General features: G+C 49.7%; 10 protein-coding genes. 2 read left to right on the top strand and 8 right to left on the bottom strand.

Features of this window, described 5'->3' with window-relative positions; translation table 11 throughout:
• Window positions 1-102: 102 nt before the first annotated feature.
• From V8Z93_RS05615 to V8Z93_RS05605, 3 genes are read right to left on the bottom strand one after another with little or no spacing between them, the layout of a single operon-like run.
• A complete protein-coding gene (locus V8Z93_RS05615; RefSeq protein ID WP_203051061.1) occupies window positions 103-978 on the bottom strand; it encodes a 4-hydroxy-3-methylbut-2-enyl diphosphate reductase in 876 nt (291 codons plus the stop codon).
• A 12-nt stretch (window positions 979-990) separates the two neighbouring features.
• Window positions 991-2,058 carry a DUF1573 domain-containing protein gene (locus tag V8Z93_RS05610; RefSeq protein WP_203051060.1) on the bottom strand — a complete coding sequence of 356 codons (1,068 nt, stop codon included), beginning with the start codon at window positions 2,056-2,058 and terminating at the stop codon, window positions 991-993.
• Between the two features lie 41 nt (window positions 2,059-2,099).
• Complete coding sequence (locus V8Z93_RS05605) at window positions 2,100-7,586, bottom strand: alpha-2-macroglobulin family protein (RefSeq protein ID WP_439432639.1); 5,487 nt, start codon at window positions 7,584-7,586, stop codon at window positions 2,100-2,102.
• A 160-nt stretch (window positions 7,587-7,746) separates the two neighbouring features.
• Here V8Z93_RS05605 and V8Z93_RS05600 point away from each other — a divergent pair, with 160 nt between their 5' ends.
• A complete protein-coding gene (locus tag V8Z93_RS05600; RefSeq protein WP_439432638.1) occupies window positions 7,747-10,242 on the top strand; it encodes a GH36-type glycosyl hydrolase domain-containing protein in 2,496 nt (831 codons plus the stop codon).
• A 401-nt stretch (window positions 10,243-10,643) separates the two neighbouring features.
• On the opposite strand, the gene V8Z93_RS05595 is transcribed toward V8Z93_RS05600, so the two are convergent.
• Window positions 10,644-13,085, bottom strand: coding sequence for a glycosyl hydrolase 115 family protein (locus V8Z93_RS05595; RefSeq protein WP_439432637.1), 2,442 nt, complete (start codon window positions 13,083-13,085; stop codon window positions 10,644-10,646).
• 240 nt (window positions 13,086-13,325) lie between these two features.
• Between V8Z93_RS05595 and V8Z93_RS05590 the strand changes: the two genes are divergently transcribed.
• A complete protein-coding gene (locus tag V8Z93_RS05590; protein WP_439432636.1) occupies window positions 13,326-13,745 on the top strand; it encodes a hypothetical protein in 420 nt (139 codons plus the stop codon).
• Here the strand turns inward: V8Z93_RS05590 and V8Z93_RS05585 are convergent.
• The 4 genes from V8Z93_RS05585 to rmuC form a co-directional block, all read right to left on the bottom strand.
• Window positions 13,729-15,159 carry an AAA family ATPase gene (locus tag V8Z93_RS05585; protein ID WP_439432635.1) on the bottom strand — a complete coding sequence of 477 codons (1,431 nt, stop codon included), beginning with the start codon at window positions 15,157-15,159 and terminating at the stop codon, window positions 13,729-13,731. The two genes, V8Z93_RS05590 and V8Z93_RS05585, sit on opposite strands and share 17 nt — an antisense overlap.
• 559 nt (window positions 15,160-15,718) lie before the next feature.
• A complete protein-coding gene (gene uxuA, locus V8Z93_RS05580; RefSeq protein WP_439432634.1) occupies window positions 15,719-16,990 on the bottom strand; it encodes a mannonate dehydratase in 1,272 nt (423 codons plus the stop codon).
• Window positions 16,991-17,023: 33 nt separating this feature from the next.
• The gene (locus tag V8Z93_RS05575) at window positions 17,024-18,613 is read right to left on the bottom strand and encodes a mannitol dehydrogenase family protein (protein WP_203041635.1); all 1,590 of its coding nucleotides are present in this window, start codon (window positions 18,611-18,613) and stop codon (window positions 17,024-17,026) included.
• Window positions 18,614-18,782: 169 nt separating this feature from the next.
• Window positions 18,783-20,129: a DNA recombination protein RmuC gene (gene rmuC, locus V8Z93_RS05570; protein ID WP_439432633.1), complete on the bottom strand. Its 1,347-nt coding sequence runs from the start codon at window positions 20,127-20,129 to the stop codon at window positions 18,783-18,785.
• Between the last annotated feature and the right edge of the window lie 190 nt (window positions 20,130-20,319).

Raw genomic sequence — 20,319 nt, 5'->3', positions numbered from 1 at the left:
ATTATAAATTTTGAGTTAATTACTGTTTTTTAAAGGTGATAAGTCCTCGGGAGAAGATTTATCACCTATTTTTTATTTTATACTTTTTCTGTCTATATCTTATTATAATGTTTCGTTGATGATTTTCTCCTTGCATTCTTCCATCAACCATTTTGGTGTACTGGTAGCACCACAGATGCCCACGGTGTTCACACCCTTGAACCAATCCATGTTGATTTCATCAGCACTCTCTATCTGATAGCTGTTGGCATTCACGCTCTTGCATTCCTTGAAGAGCACCTTACCATTCGAACTCTTCCTGCCGCTGACAAAGAGGATGACATCATGCTTGCTAGCAAAGTTGGCAATATTCGGCATGCGGTTGGCCACCTGTCTGCAGATGGTGTCGAAGCTCTTGAAGCTGGCACCCTCCACAATATGTTCCTGGCAATATTCAATGATGCGATGGAACTCGTCGAGACTCTTGGTGGTCTGGGAATAGAGAGCGATGTCGCGACTGAAATCCAGTTTACCTATCTCCCCTAGATGCTCCACATCCTCCAACTTCTCTACCACGATGGCATGTCCCTCGGTCTGACCCACCAAGCCCAGCACCTCGGCATGTCCCTTCTTGCCGAAGATGATAATCTGCGCCTCGGGATTGTTGACATACTGCTTCTTGATGCGGCGCTGAAGCTGGAGCACCACAGGACAGGTGGCATCGATAATCTCGATGTTGTTGCGTTCGGCAAGGGCATAGGTCTCGGGTGGCTCTCCGTGGGCACGAAGCAAAACCTTCACACCGTGGAGTTCCTTCATCTCATCATGGTCGATGGTGGTCAGACCAGCCTCATGCAGGCGCTCCACCTCCATACCGTTGTGCACGATGTCACCCAGACAGTAAAGCTTACTGCCCTTCTCCAACTCTTCCTCAGCTTTCTTGATGGCAGTGGTCACGCCAAAGCAGAAACCACTGCCGTTATCTATTTCTATCTGCACGTTTTTTAAAGTTTAATGTACATGAATCTTTACTACAATCTTGGCATTGTCCGGATCATTCGTAATCATCAGGATACGTGGATTCTTCTTGGCACGCGACTTCTTCAAGTCGGCCTTCACCACGGTCACCTTCATCTTCACGGATTCTCCCGGTTCAATCTTGCTCTTCTTCAAATTCACCTGCAAGCCCATGGTAAACATCTGCATGCTTCTGATTTCGAGCGTCGACTTACCGTTGTTGGTAATCAGCACCTCGCCCTTCAGTTTCTTCTTGCTGCCGAAGCTGCCCAGGTCGAGGTCGGTGGTTGAAAGTTCAGCCTTTGGAGCCATCTCCTTCTTCTCTGCCGTCATGTTTTCGAAAGCAGGCAGGAGAACGGAAGAAACCACGATTTCCTTCTCTGGGGCAATCTTGTCGCCAGGGCGCTCACCCAGATAGATGGAAGTCTGGTTCAAACCGAAGTCACGCAGTTTTTTGGAATCCAGCATCAGGATGACCTCGGCAGCACGATGCGGTGCCACCTTGGATGGAGACACCTGTGCCTGCAGGTAGCTAGGCAGATGCATTACCACCGGCTCCATCATCTGCTCGGTAGGGTTGAAGATATGGATGCGCTGAACAGGGCGGTCGCCACGGTTCACGTCATCAAACTCCACCTCCTGGGCATCCGACTTGATCTCTCCCAGCATCTCGTCATACGGACCAGCGAAATCCACCACATTGCTCACCACTTTGCCTCGCATCGTAAGAATGAAAGGTTCGTCGGCGGCATTGGTGTAGAGGCATACCTGCTTGTTGAAGGTACCCATCTGCTTGGCATCATACACCGCCTTTACCACGAAGCTCTCGCCTGCAGCAATGCTCTTCTTAGGGTATTGCACCTCGGTGCAGCCACAACTTTTCAACATGTTGTGGATAACCAGAGGTCTGTTGCCCTCGTTCTTCATCATGAACTCAGCCGTTACGGGATGGCGAAAAACCACCTGTCCGCAGTCTACCACCTCGTGCTGGGTTGCAATCTTCTGTGCCGATGCCGGCAGCGCCAACAGCGCTGAGAGCATCAATATATTCATCCGTTTCATACTATTCTATTCTTAATTATCAATCTAATAACTATTAACTTTTAATTGTTAACTTTCAACTCATAACCCTCCGTGCGACCACCAAATTCCGGACTGTAGGCACACTTTGCACTGCAAGTTCCGCCCTGATAGTCGCCCTTTCTATCCACGTAGTATTCCATTTCTACGACGTGCTTACCTTTAGATAAACGATCGAAATAGAAATTTGTTGTGTTGTCTCTTGGAGAAACATAGCAGCCCAGATTCCACTGATAGCCACTCAGCTGGTTGACTGGTTCCAGGCAGGCGGCACGCTTATCCATGATTTGCACGAAGTCGTAGTCACGGTCGGCAGTGATGATGAGTGTTACCTTCACCTTCTCTCCCACCTTCGCCTGTGCCGTTCCCCTGCCCTGCGATTCGGCAGGAACGATGACACGGCGCACCTTGATGCCCGATTCGGCAGAGGCTATTTCGCTAAGCGGCTGCTTAAACTCCGCATACACGGCACCCCAACTGGTGTAATCGCTCTTCTTGCTGATGCTCAGGGTAGATGCCTTACCCACCTTTTCGGTCTTGACATAACCCAGCGTAGTAGAATCCTGCGGCATTGGCAACAGCTTGCCATCCAGTTTCAGCACGGCATTCTCAGCCTTCCTGCTCCAGTTGCTCTCATTGCCCTTCATAAAGGCGTAGACAGCATCCACGGTGTTCACCGGCGTATCCCAAACCTGAGTACGCTTCGACATCAGGAGCCAGCGCTGCAGTTCCTCAATGGTCTGCTTGTCGTTTGGCTTCAGCATCTGCATCGCTTCTATCACGGATACCTGGGTAGGAATCTTATAGTTTCTCCAGCTGTAGAGTGCCTTGCGGGTATCGTAGTAGCGGCCCATCTCCTCTCGGTAAACGGCATATTCGTTCACGCTCTGCAGATATTCGCCTGCCTTTTCGCGATAGGCAGCATTCTGCTGGCAGTTCTTGGCGAGCACCACGGCAGCACGTGCCTTGCCATAGATGGTGAAATCGCCGGTCATCTTCGACATCTTTTCCAGCAGATAAGCCTTGTCAGCTTCCAGATTCTGCTTCATCTTTCTGCCATCCATCGAGAGGATGTAGAGATAATGCAGCGCCTGCTCGCTAGGACTCACCTTGTGCTTTTTCTCCTCCTGCTTCTTCATTTCTCTTACTTCCTGAGCGGTCTGAAGAGAGAGATAGTTCAAGGCGGAAGTCAGCATCTTGGCGGTGGATTTCTGAACACCGGCAACGGCATTCAGACGAACCATCATTTCGGCTACCGACGTTGTCATATATCTGCTGCCCTTCATCCCCTTCCACCAGGAGAAGGAACCGTTAGGGTTCTGCAACTTCTTCAGCTTCTCCACCTGATTCTGCAATCGGATAGTCTCCTGAGAGAGATTCTTCTCTGACTGATTTTCCAGCGAGAGATGCTTCTGGATATGGGTGGTGATGGTATTGGCGTAGATGGCAGACATCAGCGAGATGGCATTCTCCTCATCCGGATTGCTGATAGCAGGCAGCGCCTTGATCATCAGCCAACTCGGGTCGTTGGTATATTCCACGGTCACCTTCGCATCCGCTGCTCCCTTCGCCTGCTTACCTTCCTTGTTTAGGAAGAGCTTGCTCAGGTCGAAACTCTGCTCGCCCTGCTGATGCAGGGTGATAGGCAGGGTATTGGTAACGAGTTCCCGGTTGCTCAACACAGGCAGATAGTGCTGCTCACCATCGCTGTAGCCATTGCCGGCAGCCACCACCTTATTTATATATACGCCCTCTTTCAGTCCCTGGACATCGAAGGCTACGGTAGCAGAACCATTGGCATCGATGTGATAGCCCTGGGTCTTCTGCCAAACCACCTTGTTGGTCTCCGGGTCGATAATCTGCATACGGGCGTTGCCGCTCACCTTCTTGCCGGAAGTATTGGAGAGCTTAGCCACGATGGTAGCCTTGTCGCCTTCACGCAGGAAGCGAGGCATGTTAGGCTGCACCATCACGGTTTTCTGAGCCACAGCCTCATCCACCAGCAAACCGTTGCGCATCTCCTTGTCATGAGCCAATCCCATGAACTTCCAGGTAGTCACGCTCTCCGGCAGGGTAAATCTGATGGCTACGTTGCCATTGTTGTCGCTCTCCAAGGCAGGATAGAAGAAGGCGGTCTCGTTCATATTCTCACGCACCTGCACCTTGTCGAGGAATTGTCCTGCATCTGAGCCAGAACCGCCGGCAAACTGCGGCATCTCCTCTACTACATCAAAAACCTTGTTGGCAGATGGAGCAGCCGCTGCAACACGAACCATCTTAGAACCGCGAATCCTCACGACTTTCGCTTCTTCTCGAACCACCTCGTCTTTTTGTATACGAACAGACTCAACGGTTCCGCCAGAAGAACGTTCCAACTTGCTCAGTTCCACCGCTTGCATATAAGCATAATAGCTAAAGAATTTGCCATCAAACTTATCTACATCCAGTCCCCTCTCGTCATAATACTTGGTAGGATAAACGCCATTCAAGTAAAATGAACGGAAAGTGAGGTTGTGCTTCCAGTAGCAGTTTGGCAAACTCTGAAAGAAGCCCAGGGAGAAATTCCAGGAATGCGGGGCTATCTGGTCGAGCGACTTGTCATAGAGTACACTCATCAGCTGCGCCTTGGCTGGCTTGCCGTCAGGGGTGGTAATCTTCAGCGTCCACTCCTCCTTCTGTCCTGGGGTCAGACGGTTGCGGAAGGTCTTCCAGGCGATGTTCAGTTTCTTCTCAGGCAAAGGACGGGCGATGCTCATCATTCGGGTATAGCACTTGCCTTGCTTCACGAAACTATAATTCAGTACGATGCCCGACGCATATTCCTCCTTGTAGGTGAAAGGCAAGGTCACGATGCTGTCGCCCAACTCCCAGGCGCCCTTCTCCAGCAATTTGTTGCCGGCGATGATGGAATATACGATGTGCGCTCCGTTCTCCGAAGAGCCCACCTGGATATAGACCGGCTTGCCATCACGAGGGAAAGTCTTCGCCGTCTGGTAATACCATTCGGTAGTTGGCTCCACCGGATGGGTATCCTTCATACTGAAGAGCGTGAACTTCTGCTGCAGGGTATCCTGTCCGCAGATTGCCTCCAACTGATGAACGCCAGATTTCCAAACGAGGGAAGAAGAGGCAGAAGATGCAGAAGAAGCATATTCCTTGATAGAAACCGGGATATTCGCCTCGGCGTCCTTCCATTCGCCTTCATCAATGCGATATTTCAACCTGCTCGAAATCGGCATTCCACTGGCATTGCGGTAAGCTAAGGTCACCATCTTCAGACTGTCTGTTTCGATACGCTTAGGAAGATCCACCGTGAGAATAGTTGGCTTGGTGCCCAGAGGCAGACTCATCACGCCCTCATGGCTCTCACCACTGATGTCGGTAACGATGGCTGAGACCTCGAAGTTGAAGAAACGGGCGATGCGCATGAAATCGCTCATATCAGCCCCGTCTTTTCCTGACAAGGAAGCCTCCAGCGGAATTTCTACGTCGAAGGTTCCGTCCTCACGAGTCACGCAACTGTCTGTCTTTACCAACTGTCCGGCAGAGCCTGCGCCCCACCACCAGAGCTGGTTTCTGCGGGTCACCTGATACGCTACCTTGGCACCCTGCACAGGCACGCCGGCGTAAGTCTTGGCTGTAGCTTTCACCACTACGGTGTCGCCCCAGTTATATTTCTCGTTCACCTTCGGGAAGGTAATCTCGAAGGTTGGACGCTTGTATTCCTCCACACGGAAGAAGCGGTTGGCCTGGTCATTCACGACTACATGATACATGCCCGTCTGTCCCTCCTTCGGCAATTCGAAATCTACCGAAGCCGTACCATACTCGTCAACCTTCGCCTTCTTCATCTCCACCTCTTTCCAACTGGCATTTACGAGTTGGAAATCCAGTTCATCTCTGCCAACAGGCACCTTTGCATCGACACCCTTCATGTTGACAAAACTGATAGCCGTAACATGCACGGTCTGTCCCGGACGATAGATGCTGCGGTCGGTATAAACCTGATATTTAGTCTCATTATCTTTCTGTTCATAATAGCGGGTACGGCTGAGATAGATGTACTTGGCAGGCATAAACTTGTCATTGTTGGTAGAAATCAACACCCTTCCATCCACATTCTTGAAGTAAGCCTCTCCGTTTTCATCGGTCGTCAAGCGGGCATGAACTGTTCGCTTGTCCTTCTTCGTCTTGAAATCATACCGCTGGTCATAAAGTTCAATCTTCGCCCCGGCGATAGGCTGGCCATCAGTAGCATTCACCACTACATAGCGATGCTTATCATCCGGCAACTGCTGGATCATCACCGCCAGATTGCTCACATAGAAGAGCTGTCGCTGCGGAGCGATGCCTGAATTATCCGAAGTCACCTCCATCAGATAGGCACCCAGCGGCAGATTGCCACCGATTTCGATGGAATCCTTCACCTCTTCGTAATCCGGGCGACCATAGTAGTTGCGACTGAAATCCTTCTGATGCAGCTTCGTGGTCTTCTTCAGGAGCATCTTATAGGTAGCCTCATTCTGGGCATCATATTCATTATCCGCCGTGATGTTGATACGGGAGATGCCCACCTTCAGGTTCTGCAGATTGCGCACGTTCAGATGCACCCACGCCTTCTCTCCAGGTCGCAACACCTGTGGCATTTTCTTCACCTGGAACATCGGTTCGGTGAGTCGCTTCTGCGCATTTCTCAGTTCGTTCATTCTCGACCATCCTCCCCAGCGGCTCAGCGCATAGTTGATATAGTTGAGCTTATCCAGCGGTTTGGCATCGGTGGCACCTTCCATAAAGCGGAAGTGCTCCACGGCAAGTTCGCCTGCCTCCGGAATATCCTGATATACGTGGATGAGCGAGTCGATGGTATGGAGATACTTCGACTTCTTCACCTCTCTCACGTCGTCCTGACGGTATTTCTCGATGAGTTTGTAGGCACAGAGACAAGCCGCACCTCTATTTCCCACCTTATTATAATAGGTATACAGCTGCAGATACGCCTCCTTGCTGTCAGCCTCGAAACCGATGAGATGCAGCAGATCGTTGTTGAAGGAACTGCCATCCACGCCCTTCAGCGTCAATGGTATATACTCGGTAGAAGTATGCTTGGCAAGAAGTTCAGGCTGCTCCAGGGCTTTCTTGAAGAACTCCTGGCTCTTCTTTTCGTCCATATCACGATACACCTTGCCCAGCACGGCATATCTCACAGCCTTCAATGCGGGGTCCTTCGCCTTCAGCACCTCGGCTTCCATCCGCTCCACGTTCGGTGTCAGCGAGTCGGCAGAAATCTCTTTCCAGAGAATCATCTGCCTCATCTCAGCAGCCAGCAGCTGTCCGTAGTCTTTAGCCGCAGAAGCCTTGGAGATGATTTTCTTCATCACCCCAATCTCGCTCTTAGGCTGGTCCTTCTGAGCGATGATGCCAGCTTGCTTCCACAAGTTGTCGTATGTCTGTGCCGCTGCTTGCATCAAGGCAAACACGGCAATGATGAGTGTTAGAATGTATCTTTTCATAAGCCAACTGTATATTATGTTAATTATAACCTGTTAAACATCAAACTTTCTACTGCAAAAATACAAAAAAATATCTGTTTTCTAACCTTTAAGCTGAAACTTTTTGCTATCTTTGCACCAAAATAATATAAATTACCTAAAAATAAACATTAAAAAAACAATGGTAGAGAAAAAGTACGGTCATTTTGATGACGCCAATCGCGAGTACGTGATTACAGATCCAAAGACTCCATGGCCTTGGATCAACTATTTGGGTAACGAGGATTTCTTCTCGCTCATCTCAAACACAGCAGGTGGTTATTCCTTCTACAAGGATGCCAAGTTCCGTCGCATCACCCGTTACCGCTACAACGGTGTGCCGATGGATAACGGCGGTCGCTATTTCTACATCAAGGATGGTGATACCGTATGGAACCCAGGGTGGAAACCTTGCAAGACACCACTCGACAGCTACGAGTGCCGCCACGGCATGAACTATACCCGCATCACGGGCAGCAAGAACGGCGTGGAGGCAAGTGTGCTCTTCTTCGTGCCACTGCACACCTGGGCAGAAGTGCAGAAGATGACGCTGAAGAACCAGTCGCAGGAGGTGAAGACCCTCAAGGTATTCTCCTTTGCCGAATGGTGCCTCTGGAACGCAGCCACCGACATGGAGAACTTCCAGCGCAACTTCTCTACGGGCGAGGTGGAGGTAGAGGGTTCTACCATCTATCACAAGACCGAATATCGTGAGCGCCGCAACCACTATGCTTTCTACACAGTGAATACCGAGATTCAGGGCTACGATACCGACCGCGAGAGCTTCATCGGACTCTACAACGAGTTTGCCGAGCCGGAAGCTGTGATGGAAGGCAAGCCACGCAACAGTTTTGCCCACGGCTGGAGCCCTATCGCATCTCATTATATAGAGGTTACCCTGCAGCCAGGCGAGAGCCGCGACCTCATCTTCCTGCTGGGCTATGTGGAGAACGAGCAGGACAAGAAGTTCAGCGCCAAGAAGGTGATCAACAAGGAGAAGGCTCATCAGCTTATCGCCAAGTTCGATACCACCGAAAAGGTGGATGCTGCCTTCGCAGAACTCAACCAGTACTGGGATAACCTGCTGAACATCTTCACCGTGAAGAGCGGCAACGACAAGTTAGACCGCATGGTGAACATCTGGAACCAGTATCAGTGCATGATTACCTTCTGCATGTCGCGTTCGGCAAGTTTCTTCGAGAGTGGCATCGGTCGAGGCATGGGCTTCCGCGATTCCAACCAGGACCTCGTAGGTTTCGTTCATCAGATTCCTACCCGTGCCCGCCAGCGCATCATCGATATCGCCAGCACCCAGTTCCCAGACGGTGGTTGCTATCACCAGTATCAGCCACTCACTAAGCGTGGCAACAACGATATCGGTGGCGGTTTCAACGACGACCCATGCTGGCTCATCTTCGGCACCGTGGCCTATATCAAGGAGACGGGCGACTTCTCCATCCTCGCCGAGCAGGTGCCTTTCGACAACCAGCCAGGCAGCGAAGTAAGTCTCTTTGAACATCTGAAGATTTCGATGAACCATGTAATCAACAACCTGGGTCCGCATAAGCTTCCACTCATCGGCAGAGCCGACTGGAACGACTGTCTGAACCTGAACTGCTTCTCCTGGGATCCCAACGAGAGTTTCCAGACCACCGAGAACAAGGGCGAAGGCAGCAAGGCAGAGAGTCTGATGATAGCCGGACTCTTCGTTGTAACCGGAAAGGACTACGTGGCGCTGTGCAAGCAGCTTGCCAAGGAAGCCGCGAACAGCCATGAAGGCACTATCGCCGGACTTGCCGAGGAAGATTATCTCGTAGAAGCCGAGCGCATGCAGCAGGCGGTGGATGCGATGAACGAAGCCGTGAAGCAGCATGGCTGGGACGGCGAATGGTTCCTGCGTGCCTACGATTTCTTCGGCAACAAGATTGGTAGTGATGAGAACGAGGAAGGCAAGATCTTCATCGAGAGTCAGGGCTGGTGTACCATGGCTGGCATCGGACTGGAAGAAGGTCTCTGCGCCAAGGCATTGGACAGCGCCAAGGAGCGCCTGGAATGCGAGCACGGAATGGTGCTGAACAACCCAGCCTACACCACCTATCATGTAGAGATGGGCGAGATTTCATCCTATCCTGAAGGTTACAAGGAGAATGCCGGCATCTTCTGCCACAACAATCCTTGGGTCATCATCGGCGAAACCGTTGCCGGACGTGGCAATGATGCCTGGAACCATTATACCAAGATTCTGCCTAGCTATGTAGAAGAGAAATATCAGACTCTGCACAAGGTAGAACCTTACGTAAACTGCCAGATGGTAGCCGGCAAGGATGCCGCCAAGCCAGGCGAAGGCAAGAACTCATGGTTAACAGGCACAGCCGCTTGGATGTGGTACACCGTGTCGGAGTTCATCCTCGGCATCAAACCGGATTACGAGGGCCTGAACATCGACCCATGTCTGCCAAGCACCGCCCATGAATACGAGGTAACCCGCAAGTTCCGTGGTGGCGAATACCACATCGTGGTAAAGAACCCAGAAGGCAAGGAGAAAGGCGTGAAACAGATTACAGTGGATGGCAAAGCCATCGCAGGCACCATCGTTCCTTGCCTGGAAGGCAAGCACGAAGTGGTGGTTGAAATGTAAGAATAATGAATCGTGATTCGTGATTAGTGATTCATTGAAGTTTCGCAAGTGGTTCAAGTACGGGCTGAAGGCCCAAAAGCTCCTAGCCCAGGGCATCGCCCTGGGTATAATAGCAATCAACAAGGCGCCCTGTAAGGGCAAAAGCTTTGTAAATTGCCTGATTCTTTTGAAGCTTTTGCCCTTACAGGGCGACAAACTTGCGTCCATGATTACCCAGGGCGCTGCCCTGGGCTAGGAGCTTCTGCCCTTTCAGGGCGTGTGGAGCTCACTTGCGAAACTTGAGTGATTCATTATCAGTGATGATAAAAGAACTCCCATGACAAGCTTCAGCAGCGAGCCATGGGAGTTTCTAGTTTTTATAATCTAACCTATTTTTTTATAATCTAAAATCTAACCTATAGTCAATACAGATATACTTGGTCTAAGACCATACCATCATCCAGAGCCTTGATGCTGAGGAGATGTTTCTTCAGTTTGGCGATAGGCAGCTGGATGCGCACACGAGCCTGGCATTGCAGGGTGTTCACCTTCCACTGCTCGCTTCTTCCCTTAGTCTGATACTCCTTGACGACAGGATTTCCACCATCCAGCGAAAAGGCGAACCGTAACTTGTTATCCACAGGATGAGTCGGAACCCAACGAACTTCGATGGTAACCGAATCATCCTTCACCTTCTTACCTTCGAAAGCAAAACCTATTTTCTGATTTCTGACTATGCCAGCCGCCTTGCCTTCGTAGCCCAATCCATACCATGCGATAGGATTGCCCACGGTGGCATCTGTGGCGTTCCATTTCGCAATATATTCAGGCATTTTCACCATCGGCTGGGTAGCCTCCGTATGCGGCACGCGGCGGAACACCGGCTGCTTGCGAGGCTCGAAATCCATGATTCTGTTCCACTTGCCGTGGTTGTAATACCCCCGGTTGTAAATCTTGGTCAGGCTCACGATGCTGTCGTATGCCGCATCGCTCTTGGCCCAATATCCTGCGCCCCCGTCCTTGGATGTTTCCTTTCCGTGGCGGGCCAGTTGCCCATAGAGCAACTTATTGTTCATCTGGGCAGCCGCCTGCACGGGATATTTGAATAGTTGATAGAACTCATCCTTTCGCTCCTTAGGCAGATTGCCTTTGGCTATCGCCTTGTTGAGCATCTTTTCAATTCTCTCAGATTCATCTGCCAGCTCCTTGTAATCTGCCAGGCGGGCGTTGATATACTCCTCGCTCCAAGGCAGGTCGCTGATAATGCTGTATTTCTTGTCTCTTTCCTCGCATCTCGTGTTGCCCAGGAACTCCGGCTTGCGGATGTATGCCAGACGATAGCTCTCCTGCATCACAGGCAGCATCTTCTCTGCCAACTGCTTGCCGAACTCGCGGGTCCAGAAGTTCATCTCGTGCTGAGCCAGCCAATCATTATTAGGCAGCAGATTCTTGTCGGCACTGTCGCCCGGATAGATGCTGTTCATGTTCCACGCCATATCTAGGAAGAGTTCAATCTGATACTCTGCCGGCTTGATGTCGCCCACGTTCAGAATCCAGAATTTCTGGATGCCCTTGTGCCAAGCCATCGACATCTGCTGATACATCACCGATGGCGAGAAGGTACCGAGCCAGAGGTAATCATGCGGACGCCCCCAGTAGCTCACGTGGTAGTAGATGCCGTTGCCACCCTTGCGGGCACGCTCTGTGGCAGTCGGGAAGTGGCGCACCATGCCATAGTTGTCGTCACACCATACCAGGCACACGTCCTCCGGCACCTGCAAGCCTGCATGATACACGTCGAGCACCTCCTTGTAAGGCACGAACAACTGAGGCACCTGCGTCACATCCTTCTCCACATATTTTCCCAATAACTCTCTCTGCGCCTTCAAGACGCTATCTAATACTGTTTTTTGCTCCTTCACGGTCTTGGCTCCCTGCATCGCTCCGTCGTGTACGCCTCGCATACCGATGGTGTAGAGGATAGGCTGACCAGCCACCTCCTTCACTCTGTCTTCCCAGAACTGGAGCACGTTTTCCCTGTTATGCACAAAGTCATACTGTCCCTTGCCTCTTGCCGGCCATTCGCCAGCCGTGCTCGAAGCCATCGGCTCGCAATGGGAACCGCCGATGTAGATGCCATACTGCTGGGCCACCTCTCTGTTGCCCTGAGTCAGGAAGAAAGGCTTGGTGCATTCGTGCATCGCCGGCCAATAGGTGTTGGCACGAAGACGGAGCAGCAGCTCGAAGATGCGGGCGTTGGTCTTCGGACCGATATGCCCCTTGATATCCGATGGCTCGTAGGTCTTGCCCGACCATGGCATCAAGCCCCAATCCTCATCGTTGATGAAGATGCCTCGGAACTCCACCGATGGTGCCTGCTCGTTGCGATAGCCATCCTTCAGGCAGAAGCCGTTGAGATGCTTCGGCTTGGCATCCGCCCACCATTCCCAAGGCGATACGCCCAGCAATCTGGAAACTTCCAGGATGCCGTAGGCGAGTCCGTGGTCGTCGCTACCTTTTATATATAGGTTGCCATTCTCTGCTTTTATCTGAAACGCCTCCTTCTTGTAAGCGAAGGCTGCAGCATCCTTAAAAAGAATGATGATGTTCTTATCAGAACTTCCCTCAGAAGATTCATTCTTATCAGAAGTCTTGCTGAGAGAAGACATCTGCAGTTTCATCTCACTTCCCAGCACCTTCTTGATGTCGCCCTGCAACATTTTCAATGCAGTCTTAGCCACAGGTGCCATCTGCGTGGTATCTCCTTTTATAATCACTGGGCTTTCAGTCTTGAGGTCGAAGGCAAATGATGATAGGCTCATCCATGCAGCCAGACCTGCGAATAATATCTTTTTATATCTCATTTATATCCATCATTTAAAGGTTATTTGCATTTTCTTCTGCAAAGGTAATACTAATCAATAAATTGGAATGCGTAAAATTCATCAAAAAGTAGTAAAATTCATCAATCATTGCATTTAAAGGTATGGCTTTTCGAGTTATTTTTTGTATTTTTGCAGCCGATAACGCATCTGGCGAATAAAGACAGAAGCAAAAACAGTTTTTAAAAAGAAAGATAAGAAATAACAAAGAAAAGAGATAAAATGAAGAAAATATTATATTTTGTGGCAGCCTTGGCTGCAACTTCCTTTATCACGACGATGGGCACAAGCTGCAAGTTTGCACCCGATCAGCACGACGGCGACACGGTAGCTGCCAGCGAGTTCTATCCGGAAGATACCGCTGCCATCCATGCCAAGAAGACGGCGAAGATGGCTGCAATGAAAGCTATCAAGGACAGCGTGGGCATCTACTACATAGGAAGCGGTTCTACCAAGGACATCATCCAGCTGATCTCCTACCCTTCCCGTCGCGACACAATGATGTTCGGCAAGACCCGCCACGTGAAGGTGAAGGGTAATGCTGACATCAACCACGTGGTTAGAGTGGATTACTACCTGCTCAACGGCAAGGATTCACTGGTGAAATATGTGGAGGAAGTGGAGCTCAAAACAAATCATTGAGCACCACTTCATTCTGGGCAATGCCTGAATACATATTCCGCTGAAGACCATAACTGCTGATAAACGTCAACTGTATCGACTTTCGGGTCTTCGTTTCCTCCATAAAGCGGACGATTTTATTTCTCAGAATCTTCTCGTAATCCTTATTGATGGCAAACTCACTTTCCGAAAACTTCATTTCGCAAAGATTGATGGTATTGTCACCACGCTCTATCACCATGTCTATCTGGGCTGCCCGCTCCGCCGATCCGGCATCACTCTTGCTTCGCCAGGAATACAACTGGGTGGCCACACCAGAAATTCCCAACCGCTGCTTCACCTGGTCGATATGATTCATCGCCAATATCTCGAAAGAGACTCCAGCCCAGGCATAAAAACGGGGCGTGCGCTGCAACTTGCTCCAATACAGAAGATTACGGAATGAACTATCGCGCAGGAAACGGAAATAGAACAAGGTGAAGAAATCTACCAACTGATAGAGAGACTTTCGGGTAGAACAGCCATAGTTTACATACTTTCTGATGAAACCGCAAGATTCCAGATTGTCGAGAATCGTGGTCAACGATTTGCCCGACTTCATCCCTGTGGCATCGGCTATTTCCGAGCGCATCATACCATAACCACGCTCGTTCAGGCATTCTACCACCTTGACGTATGCCTCAGAATCCTTAAACAGAGAGCGATAGAGAATCGTAAACTCATTGTACAACTGACCATTGGGATTGAACAGCAGACGATCTATATTCTGAGCCAAACTTAACCGTTCATCCAAAAGATTCAGGTAATACGGAATTCCTCCCAATATCATATAAAGTTCTGCCAGTTCATATCTAGACAACATCATCCCCTTGGTCTTCAGAAATGCTTCCGACTCCCCAAGAGAAAAAGGCTGCAGGAAAAGACGATGAGTAAGACGACCATAAAGTCCGCCATGGTTATTGATGAGTTTATCCATCATCCAGGAAGTGGCAGAGCCGCAGACTATCAGAACGATGTCACGACGTGCAGAGGCCCATCCATTCCAGAAATGTTCCAAGGCAGAGATAAAATTAGAGCCTGCAGTATCCATCCAAGGCAGTTCATCAAGAAAAATCACCTTACGTTCTATCCCGTTCAAAGAATCAAGATAAGTGATAAGCATTTCGAAAGCATCGAGCCAGTCGTGGGGAACAGAGGTTACATTCCTGTCGTAACGTCGAAGCGTATAAAAGAAGTTTTTCAACTGCTCCTGTGTGTTTCCACCCGCCAATCCTGATGTCTGAAACACCATTTCCTGCTCAAAGTATTCGCGCACAAGAAACGTTTTCCCCACTCTGCGGCGTCCGCATACTGCCACAAATTCCGACTGCCTTGACTCGTATATACGTGCCAAGGTATCTTGTTCACTCTTTCTGCCGATAATATTATTCTTCATTTTCTTATTCTCCTGCTTAAATTTCTCACTCAAGTTTCGCATGTAAGCTCCACACGCCCTGAAAGGGCAGAAGCTCCTAGCCCAGGGCATCGCCCTGGGTAATTACGGACACAAACTTGTCGCCCTGTAAGGGCAAAAGCTTTAAAATACTGGGCAATATACAAAGCTTTTGCCCTTTCAGGGCGCCTTGCTGATTGCCATTATCCCCAGGGCGATGCCCTGGGCTAGGAGCTTTTGGGCCTTCAGCCCGTTCTTGAACCACATGCGAAAGTTCAGTTTCTCATTCTCCTGCTTTAATTTCTAACCATTTGCAAAAATAACAAGAAAAAGCAATTATTGGCTAATTATTATATAACTTTTAGCCAATAATACATATTTTTAAGCATTATTGGCTAAAATAAGTGGTATATTTAGCCAATAACCAGAAAATCTGCAAAAAAAAATAAAGGCTAGCATGCAAAAACGCACGCTAGCCTTTTTCGTATTTTATCTAACCTGAATTTCAAATCACTTAATAGCCTATCAACTATAAACTAAGCCTAAGCCTATAAACTATAAACTAATCATAAAATCCTGGCTGCTTGTACTCTATGCCCAGCTCATCATCCACGGTAGCAATCACGCCCTGAATCTGACCCATGGCAAACATGCGGCCCAGAAGGGTGTAACCGGCATTGTGGCCGTGGTTGCTCTCATCGAATACGCCACCAGGCTCATCGGTGAAGGTCATGCCATGATCTACTCGCATAGGCAAACGGCGACCCGAATTGCACTTGCCTTCCTGCTCTGCCTTCTCAAAAATGCGGCAAAGATCTATCAGATGGCCACGACCACCCAGGTGGGAAGCCTCAGTGAAGTTGCCGTTAGGGAAGATGTAGCAAGAACGAAGGTGAACGAAATGGGTGCGGTCGGCAAACTGCTTCGCCATAGCCACACAGTCGTTGTGCTCCCCGGCAGAGAATGAACCTGCACAGAAAGTCAAACCATTATGCTTGTTTGGCACAGCATCCAACATCCACTGGATATCCTCGGCACGACCGATGATTCGTGGCAAACCGAATACTGGATAAGGAGGATCATCCGGGTGAACACACATGTTGATATCGTACTCATCGCAGATAGGCATGATGGCCTCCAGCCAATACTTCATGTTCTCCTGCAACTTCTTCTTGTCGATGCCATCGTAAAGCTTCAACAGGTCGCGGAACTTCTGCACAGGAGCAGCATCACCCTCGCTGAAGTTACCGGATACGAAGCCCTGGGTCTTGATGATGATGTTCTCTACCAAGGCGTGATCCTGCTCTGGTGTAGAAGTCTTCTTGATTTCATCAGCCTCAGCCACCAGGTCTCTGCCCCACTTGTGCTCCTTAGAGAACTCAGCCCAATCCTCACGGGCACCTTCACGCTGGAGGATATAGATATCGAAGTAGGCAAACTCGCCCCAGTTCATATAGAGGTTGTTGGCTCCGTTAGGATTCTCGTGTGCCAAATCGGTACGAGCCCAGTCCAAAACCGGCATGAAGTTGTAACAGATGCACTTGATGCCTTCCTCGCCCAGGTTGCGGAGACTCTGCTTATAGACCTCAATCTGATGGTCACGGTCGGGGCCGCCATACTTCAAGGTTTCAACCACTGGCAAAGACTCTACCACGCTCCATTTCATACCATAAGACTCGATGTACTCCTTGAGTTCATGAATCTTCTCGCGTGTCCAAACCTCGCCCAGAGGAACATCGTGCAATGCGGTAACGATGCCCTCAACACCTATTTGCTTCAACTGTGCAAGTGTAATCTTATCCTTCTTGCCAAACCAGCGCCATGTTCTTTCCATATATATTATATAATGTATAAGTTTAAAAATGAATTATCTTGCTGCAACATATTTATGCAATGTCTGTCTTACGGCACCCTTGCCGGCGAAGAGTTCCTTCACCATGCCTTCTATCTGCTCACCGAAGCCAGCCTCGTAGAGATCGAGTCCGAACACATCCTTGCGAGAATAGAGATTCTTCAGGCAAGAATAGTCCTGCTCTGCCTTGCCTACCTCCAGAGGAGCCACGATGGCCTGGAGTTCTGCCAGCAATGGGTCGGAAGATGGCTCGAATGGCTTCAGGTTATCATCCAATGCCTTGAGATAACGGGCGTAACCTGCCAATACCAATGGAATCAATACCAGATTGCTCTTGTCGAGACCACGGTCGATGTACTTCTTGATGGTCTCACCGAAACGGATAGAGAGCTTCTGGCTGGTATCGGTAGCGATGCGCTGAGGAGCATCTGGCATGAATGGGTTAGGCAGACGCTTGTTGATAACGGTACCGATAAACTCGTATGGGTTCAATACGCCTGGATCTGTAACCACTGGCATTGCCTCGATGTAACCTATCTTCTGGATGAAGGCACGAAGGTCCTCATCAGCCATCTCGGCAGAAATCAGAGTATAGTCGAGCATGCAGCCATAGATAGACATCGCAGTATGCAATGGGTTCAGACAGGTGGTTACCTTCATGGTCTCCACCTCATCCACAGTCTTGCGGGTGGTATAGAGCGCACCGCCCAACTCCAATGGCGGGCGACCGTTGGTATAGGTATCCTCGCAAACGAGATACTGCACTTCCTCTGCATTTACGAAAGGAGCGGTGAAGGTATGCTTTTCGGTGATGATGGTATCGTTGTCCTCGAAACCATCCTCGGCAAGCATCGCCTGTACCTTCTCGTGAGGACGAGGAGTAATCTTATCAATCATAGACCAAGGATAGGTTACCTTGCTGCTGTCGTTGACGTAATCCAGGAATCCAGCCTCAACAATGCCATCCTTTACCCAGCGCTCGGCGTAAGCCTTGACACCAGCCTTTACATGGTCGCCATTGTGAGAACAGTTGTCTGTTGACTGAAGGGTTACAGGCAACTTGCCAGCCTTATAACGCTCGTAGAGAAGAGCCGTGAGCTTACCCATGGCGAAGACTGCATCGAGGCCACGAGCCAAATCGGCATCATTGAAAGAATATCCCTTCTCTGTGATGGTGAAAGTTACCATCTGCAGACTTGGTGCCTGGAAGATCTGAACCAAGCGAGCCCAATCCTCCCCAAACTGCTTATCAGCTTTGAGGCTTTCTGTGATAGAAGCGATAACCTTCTTCTCGATGGTTCCGTTGCTCTGGAGGCTGACGAGAAGCGAGAGGTTATGATAAGGGCGATAAGCCTTGTCGATGATTTCGTAGTCGAAGCTTTCGGCCACGATTACGCCACGATCGTACTTGCCCGTGTTGAGCGCATCGTTGAGGATGGCTGCCGGGAAAGCACGGAAGATGTTACCTGCGCCGAAGTGAACCCAAGTAGGCTCGTCGTGAGTCTTCTTAGCTACGGCTGCGATGTCATACTGAGGAAGCTGATAACCTTTAGCTTCCCATTCTGCAGCATTAAAGCTGTCTGAGAGAATTTCGTTCAGTTTCATGATTATACGGTATTTTTTGATTGTTCCATGTATGCGCCTATCTTTCCGAATAGGCGTGGCAAAAGTACAAAGAAAAATCGAAACCCGCTCATTTTTAGAGAACTAATTTCAAAAATTGAACGATTAGCAAATACTTTTGAACAATATGGTAAACCAGGAAAAGAAAATGTTACGATTCCTCCAGCGATTTAATCTGCTTCTTCGGCGTAACGCCCAGCCCTTTCAGGCTTTCCACCCTGCGCATCACGTTGCCGCTTCCATCGTAAAGCTGCTTTCTTGCCTTGTCGAAGGTGCCGGAAAGACGGGTTATCAGATCGCCGATGCCCTGGAAGGTATCTTCGAAAGTCGCTACCTTATCATATAGGTCGGCTGCCGTCTTCACGATTTTCTCCACATTCTTGTTCTGGCGGTCGTACTGCCAGAGATTGTACGCCAGCTGGAGTGCCATAAGCAGATTGCTTGGCGAGATGATGATAATCTTCTTCTGATAAGCATAGCGACTGAGATCCGGCTGCTGCTTCATGGCAGCGATATAGCTGGTCTCGTTAGGGATGAACATCAGGACGAAGCCGATGGCATCATCCACCAGTTTGGAGTAATCCTTTTCGGCAAGTTCGTCGATATGCTTACGGACACTGAGGGCATGCGCCTTCATCAACCGCTCGCGTTCCTCATCACTCCCGGCAGCCAGGGCATCGGTATAGGCGGTGAGCGAAACCTTGGAATCTATCACCACGCTTCTGCCCTCAGGGAAGCGGACGATGACATCGGGACGGAAGTTCTTGCCGTTCTCGTCCTTGGTGTTTTCCTGAATGAAGAACTCTTCGTCCTTTCGCAGACCGCTATTCTCCAGAATGGTTTCCAGCACCATCTCGCCCCAGTCGCCCTGCATCTTGCTATCGCCCTTTAATGCCTTGGTGAGGTTGGCGGCATCGGATCCTATCTTCGAAGTCTGCTCTTTCAGACTCGATACAGCCTGCTGCTGCTCCTGCTGGAAGAGTTTCATCGTAGCCTCGAAGGTATTCTGCAGTTCCTTCTTGTTCACTTCGTTCTGGGTCTTGCTCTCTTCTACCGATTTCTTGAAATCGGCGAATTGCTCCTTGATTGGTTTCAGAAGCTCGTCCATCTGAAGTCGGTTGTTTTCCTGCAAGGCAGATTGCTTGGCTGCGAGCTGTTCTGCCGCCACGCGCTGCTGCTCGATGGTCATGCGTTGCATCTCCTGCTTCAGGTTTTCGAGTTTCTGTGCCCACTGCTGGTCGCTTTCCGCCCTGAGTTTCGCCGCATACTGCCGCTCGTTCTCCATCTGAACTTTTAAGGATTGAACTTCTACAGCATGAGATTGCTTCAAGGATTGAACCTCAGAAGCATGATGCAGATTGCTCTGTTCAATGTTAGCCTGCAGCACCTGCGCCTTCGCAACAAGCTGCGTTTTCTCCTCTCCCGCCTTCTTGGCTTCCAGCAGTTTGCCCACGAAGAAGCCGATGGCAAGACCAATGACTATTCCTATTATTTCCATTATCTTTATTTTAAATGATTCTGTAAATCTGCAAAAAATTGTTTTGCAAAATTAATGTTTTCAAAACATAACACCAAACATCATGGGGGATTCTTGTAGATATTTAACTCTTCTGCATTTAACTATGCAAACAAAAAGAGCGCACCGCTATTGGCACGCTCTTTTCTTTAACTCATCATCTTTTAAATAT

It is taken from the genome of Segatella copri, from assembly GCF_051861805.1.
Taxonomy (GTDB): domain Bacteria; phylum Bacteroidota; class Bacteroidia; order Bacteroidales; family Bacteroidaceae; genus Prevotella; species Prevotella copri_M.
Note: the sequence above shows the minus strand (reverse complement) of the source record. Positions and strands in the feature narration are given on the sequence as shown.

What these genes read in the sequence shown, in the direction of transcription:
- V8Z93_RS05590 (WP_439432636.1), top strand. Translation starts at nt 13,326, where the DNA reads ATGAAGAAAATATTATATTTTGTGGCAGCCTTGGCTGCAACTTCCTTT.
- V8Z93_RS05610 (WP_203051060.1), bottom strand. Translation starts at nt 2,058, where the DNA reads ATGAAACGGATGAATATATTGATGCTCTCAGCGCTGTTGGCGCTGCCG.
- V8Z93_RS05575 (WP_203041635.1), bottom strand. Translation starts at nt 18,613, where the DNA reads ATGAAACTGAACGAAATTCTCTCAGACAGCTTTAATGCTGCAGAATGG.
- V8Z93_RS05605 (WP_439432639.1), bottom strand. Translation starts at nt 7,586, where the DNA reads ATGAAAAGATACATTCTAACACTCATCATTGCCGTGTTTGCCTTGATG.
- uxuA (WP_439432634.1), bottom strand. Translation starts at nt 16,990, where the DNA reads ATGGAAAGAACATGGCGCTGGTTTGGCAAGAAGGATAAGATTACACTT.
- V8Z93_RS05585 (WP_439432635.1), bottom strand. Translation starts at nt 15,159, where the DNA reads ATGAAGAATAATATTATCGGCAGAAAGAGTGAACAAGATACCTTGGCA.
- rmuC (WP_439432633.1), bottom strand. Translation starts at nt 20,129, where the DNA reads ATGGAAATAATAGGAATAGTCATTGGTCTTGCCATCGGCTTCTTCGTG.
- V8Z93_RS05600 (WP_439432638.1), top strand. Translation starts at nt 7,747, where the DNA reads ATGGTAGAGAAAAAGTACGGTCATTTTGATGACGCCAATCGCGAGTAC.
- V8Z93_RS05595 (WP_439432637.1), bottom strand. Translation starts at nt 13,085, where the DNA reads ATGAGATATAAAAAGATATTATTCGCAGGTCTGGCTGCATGGATGAGC.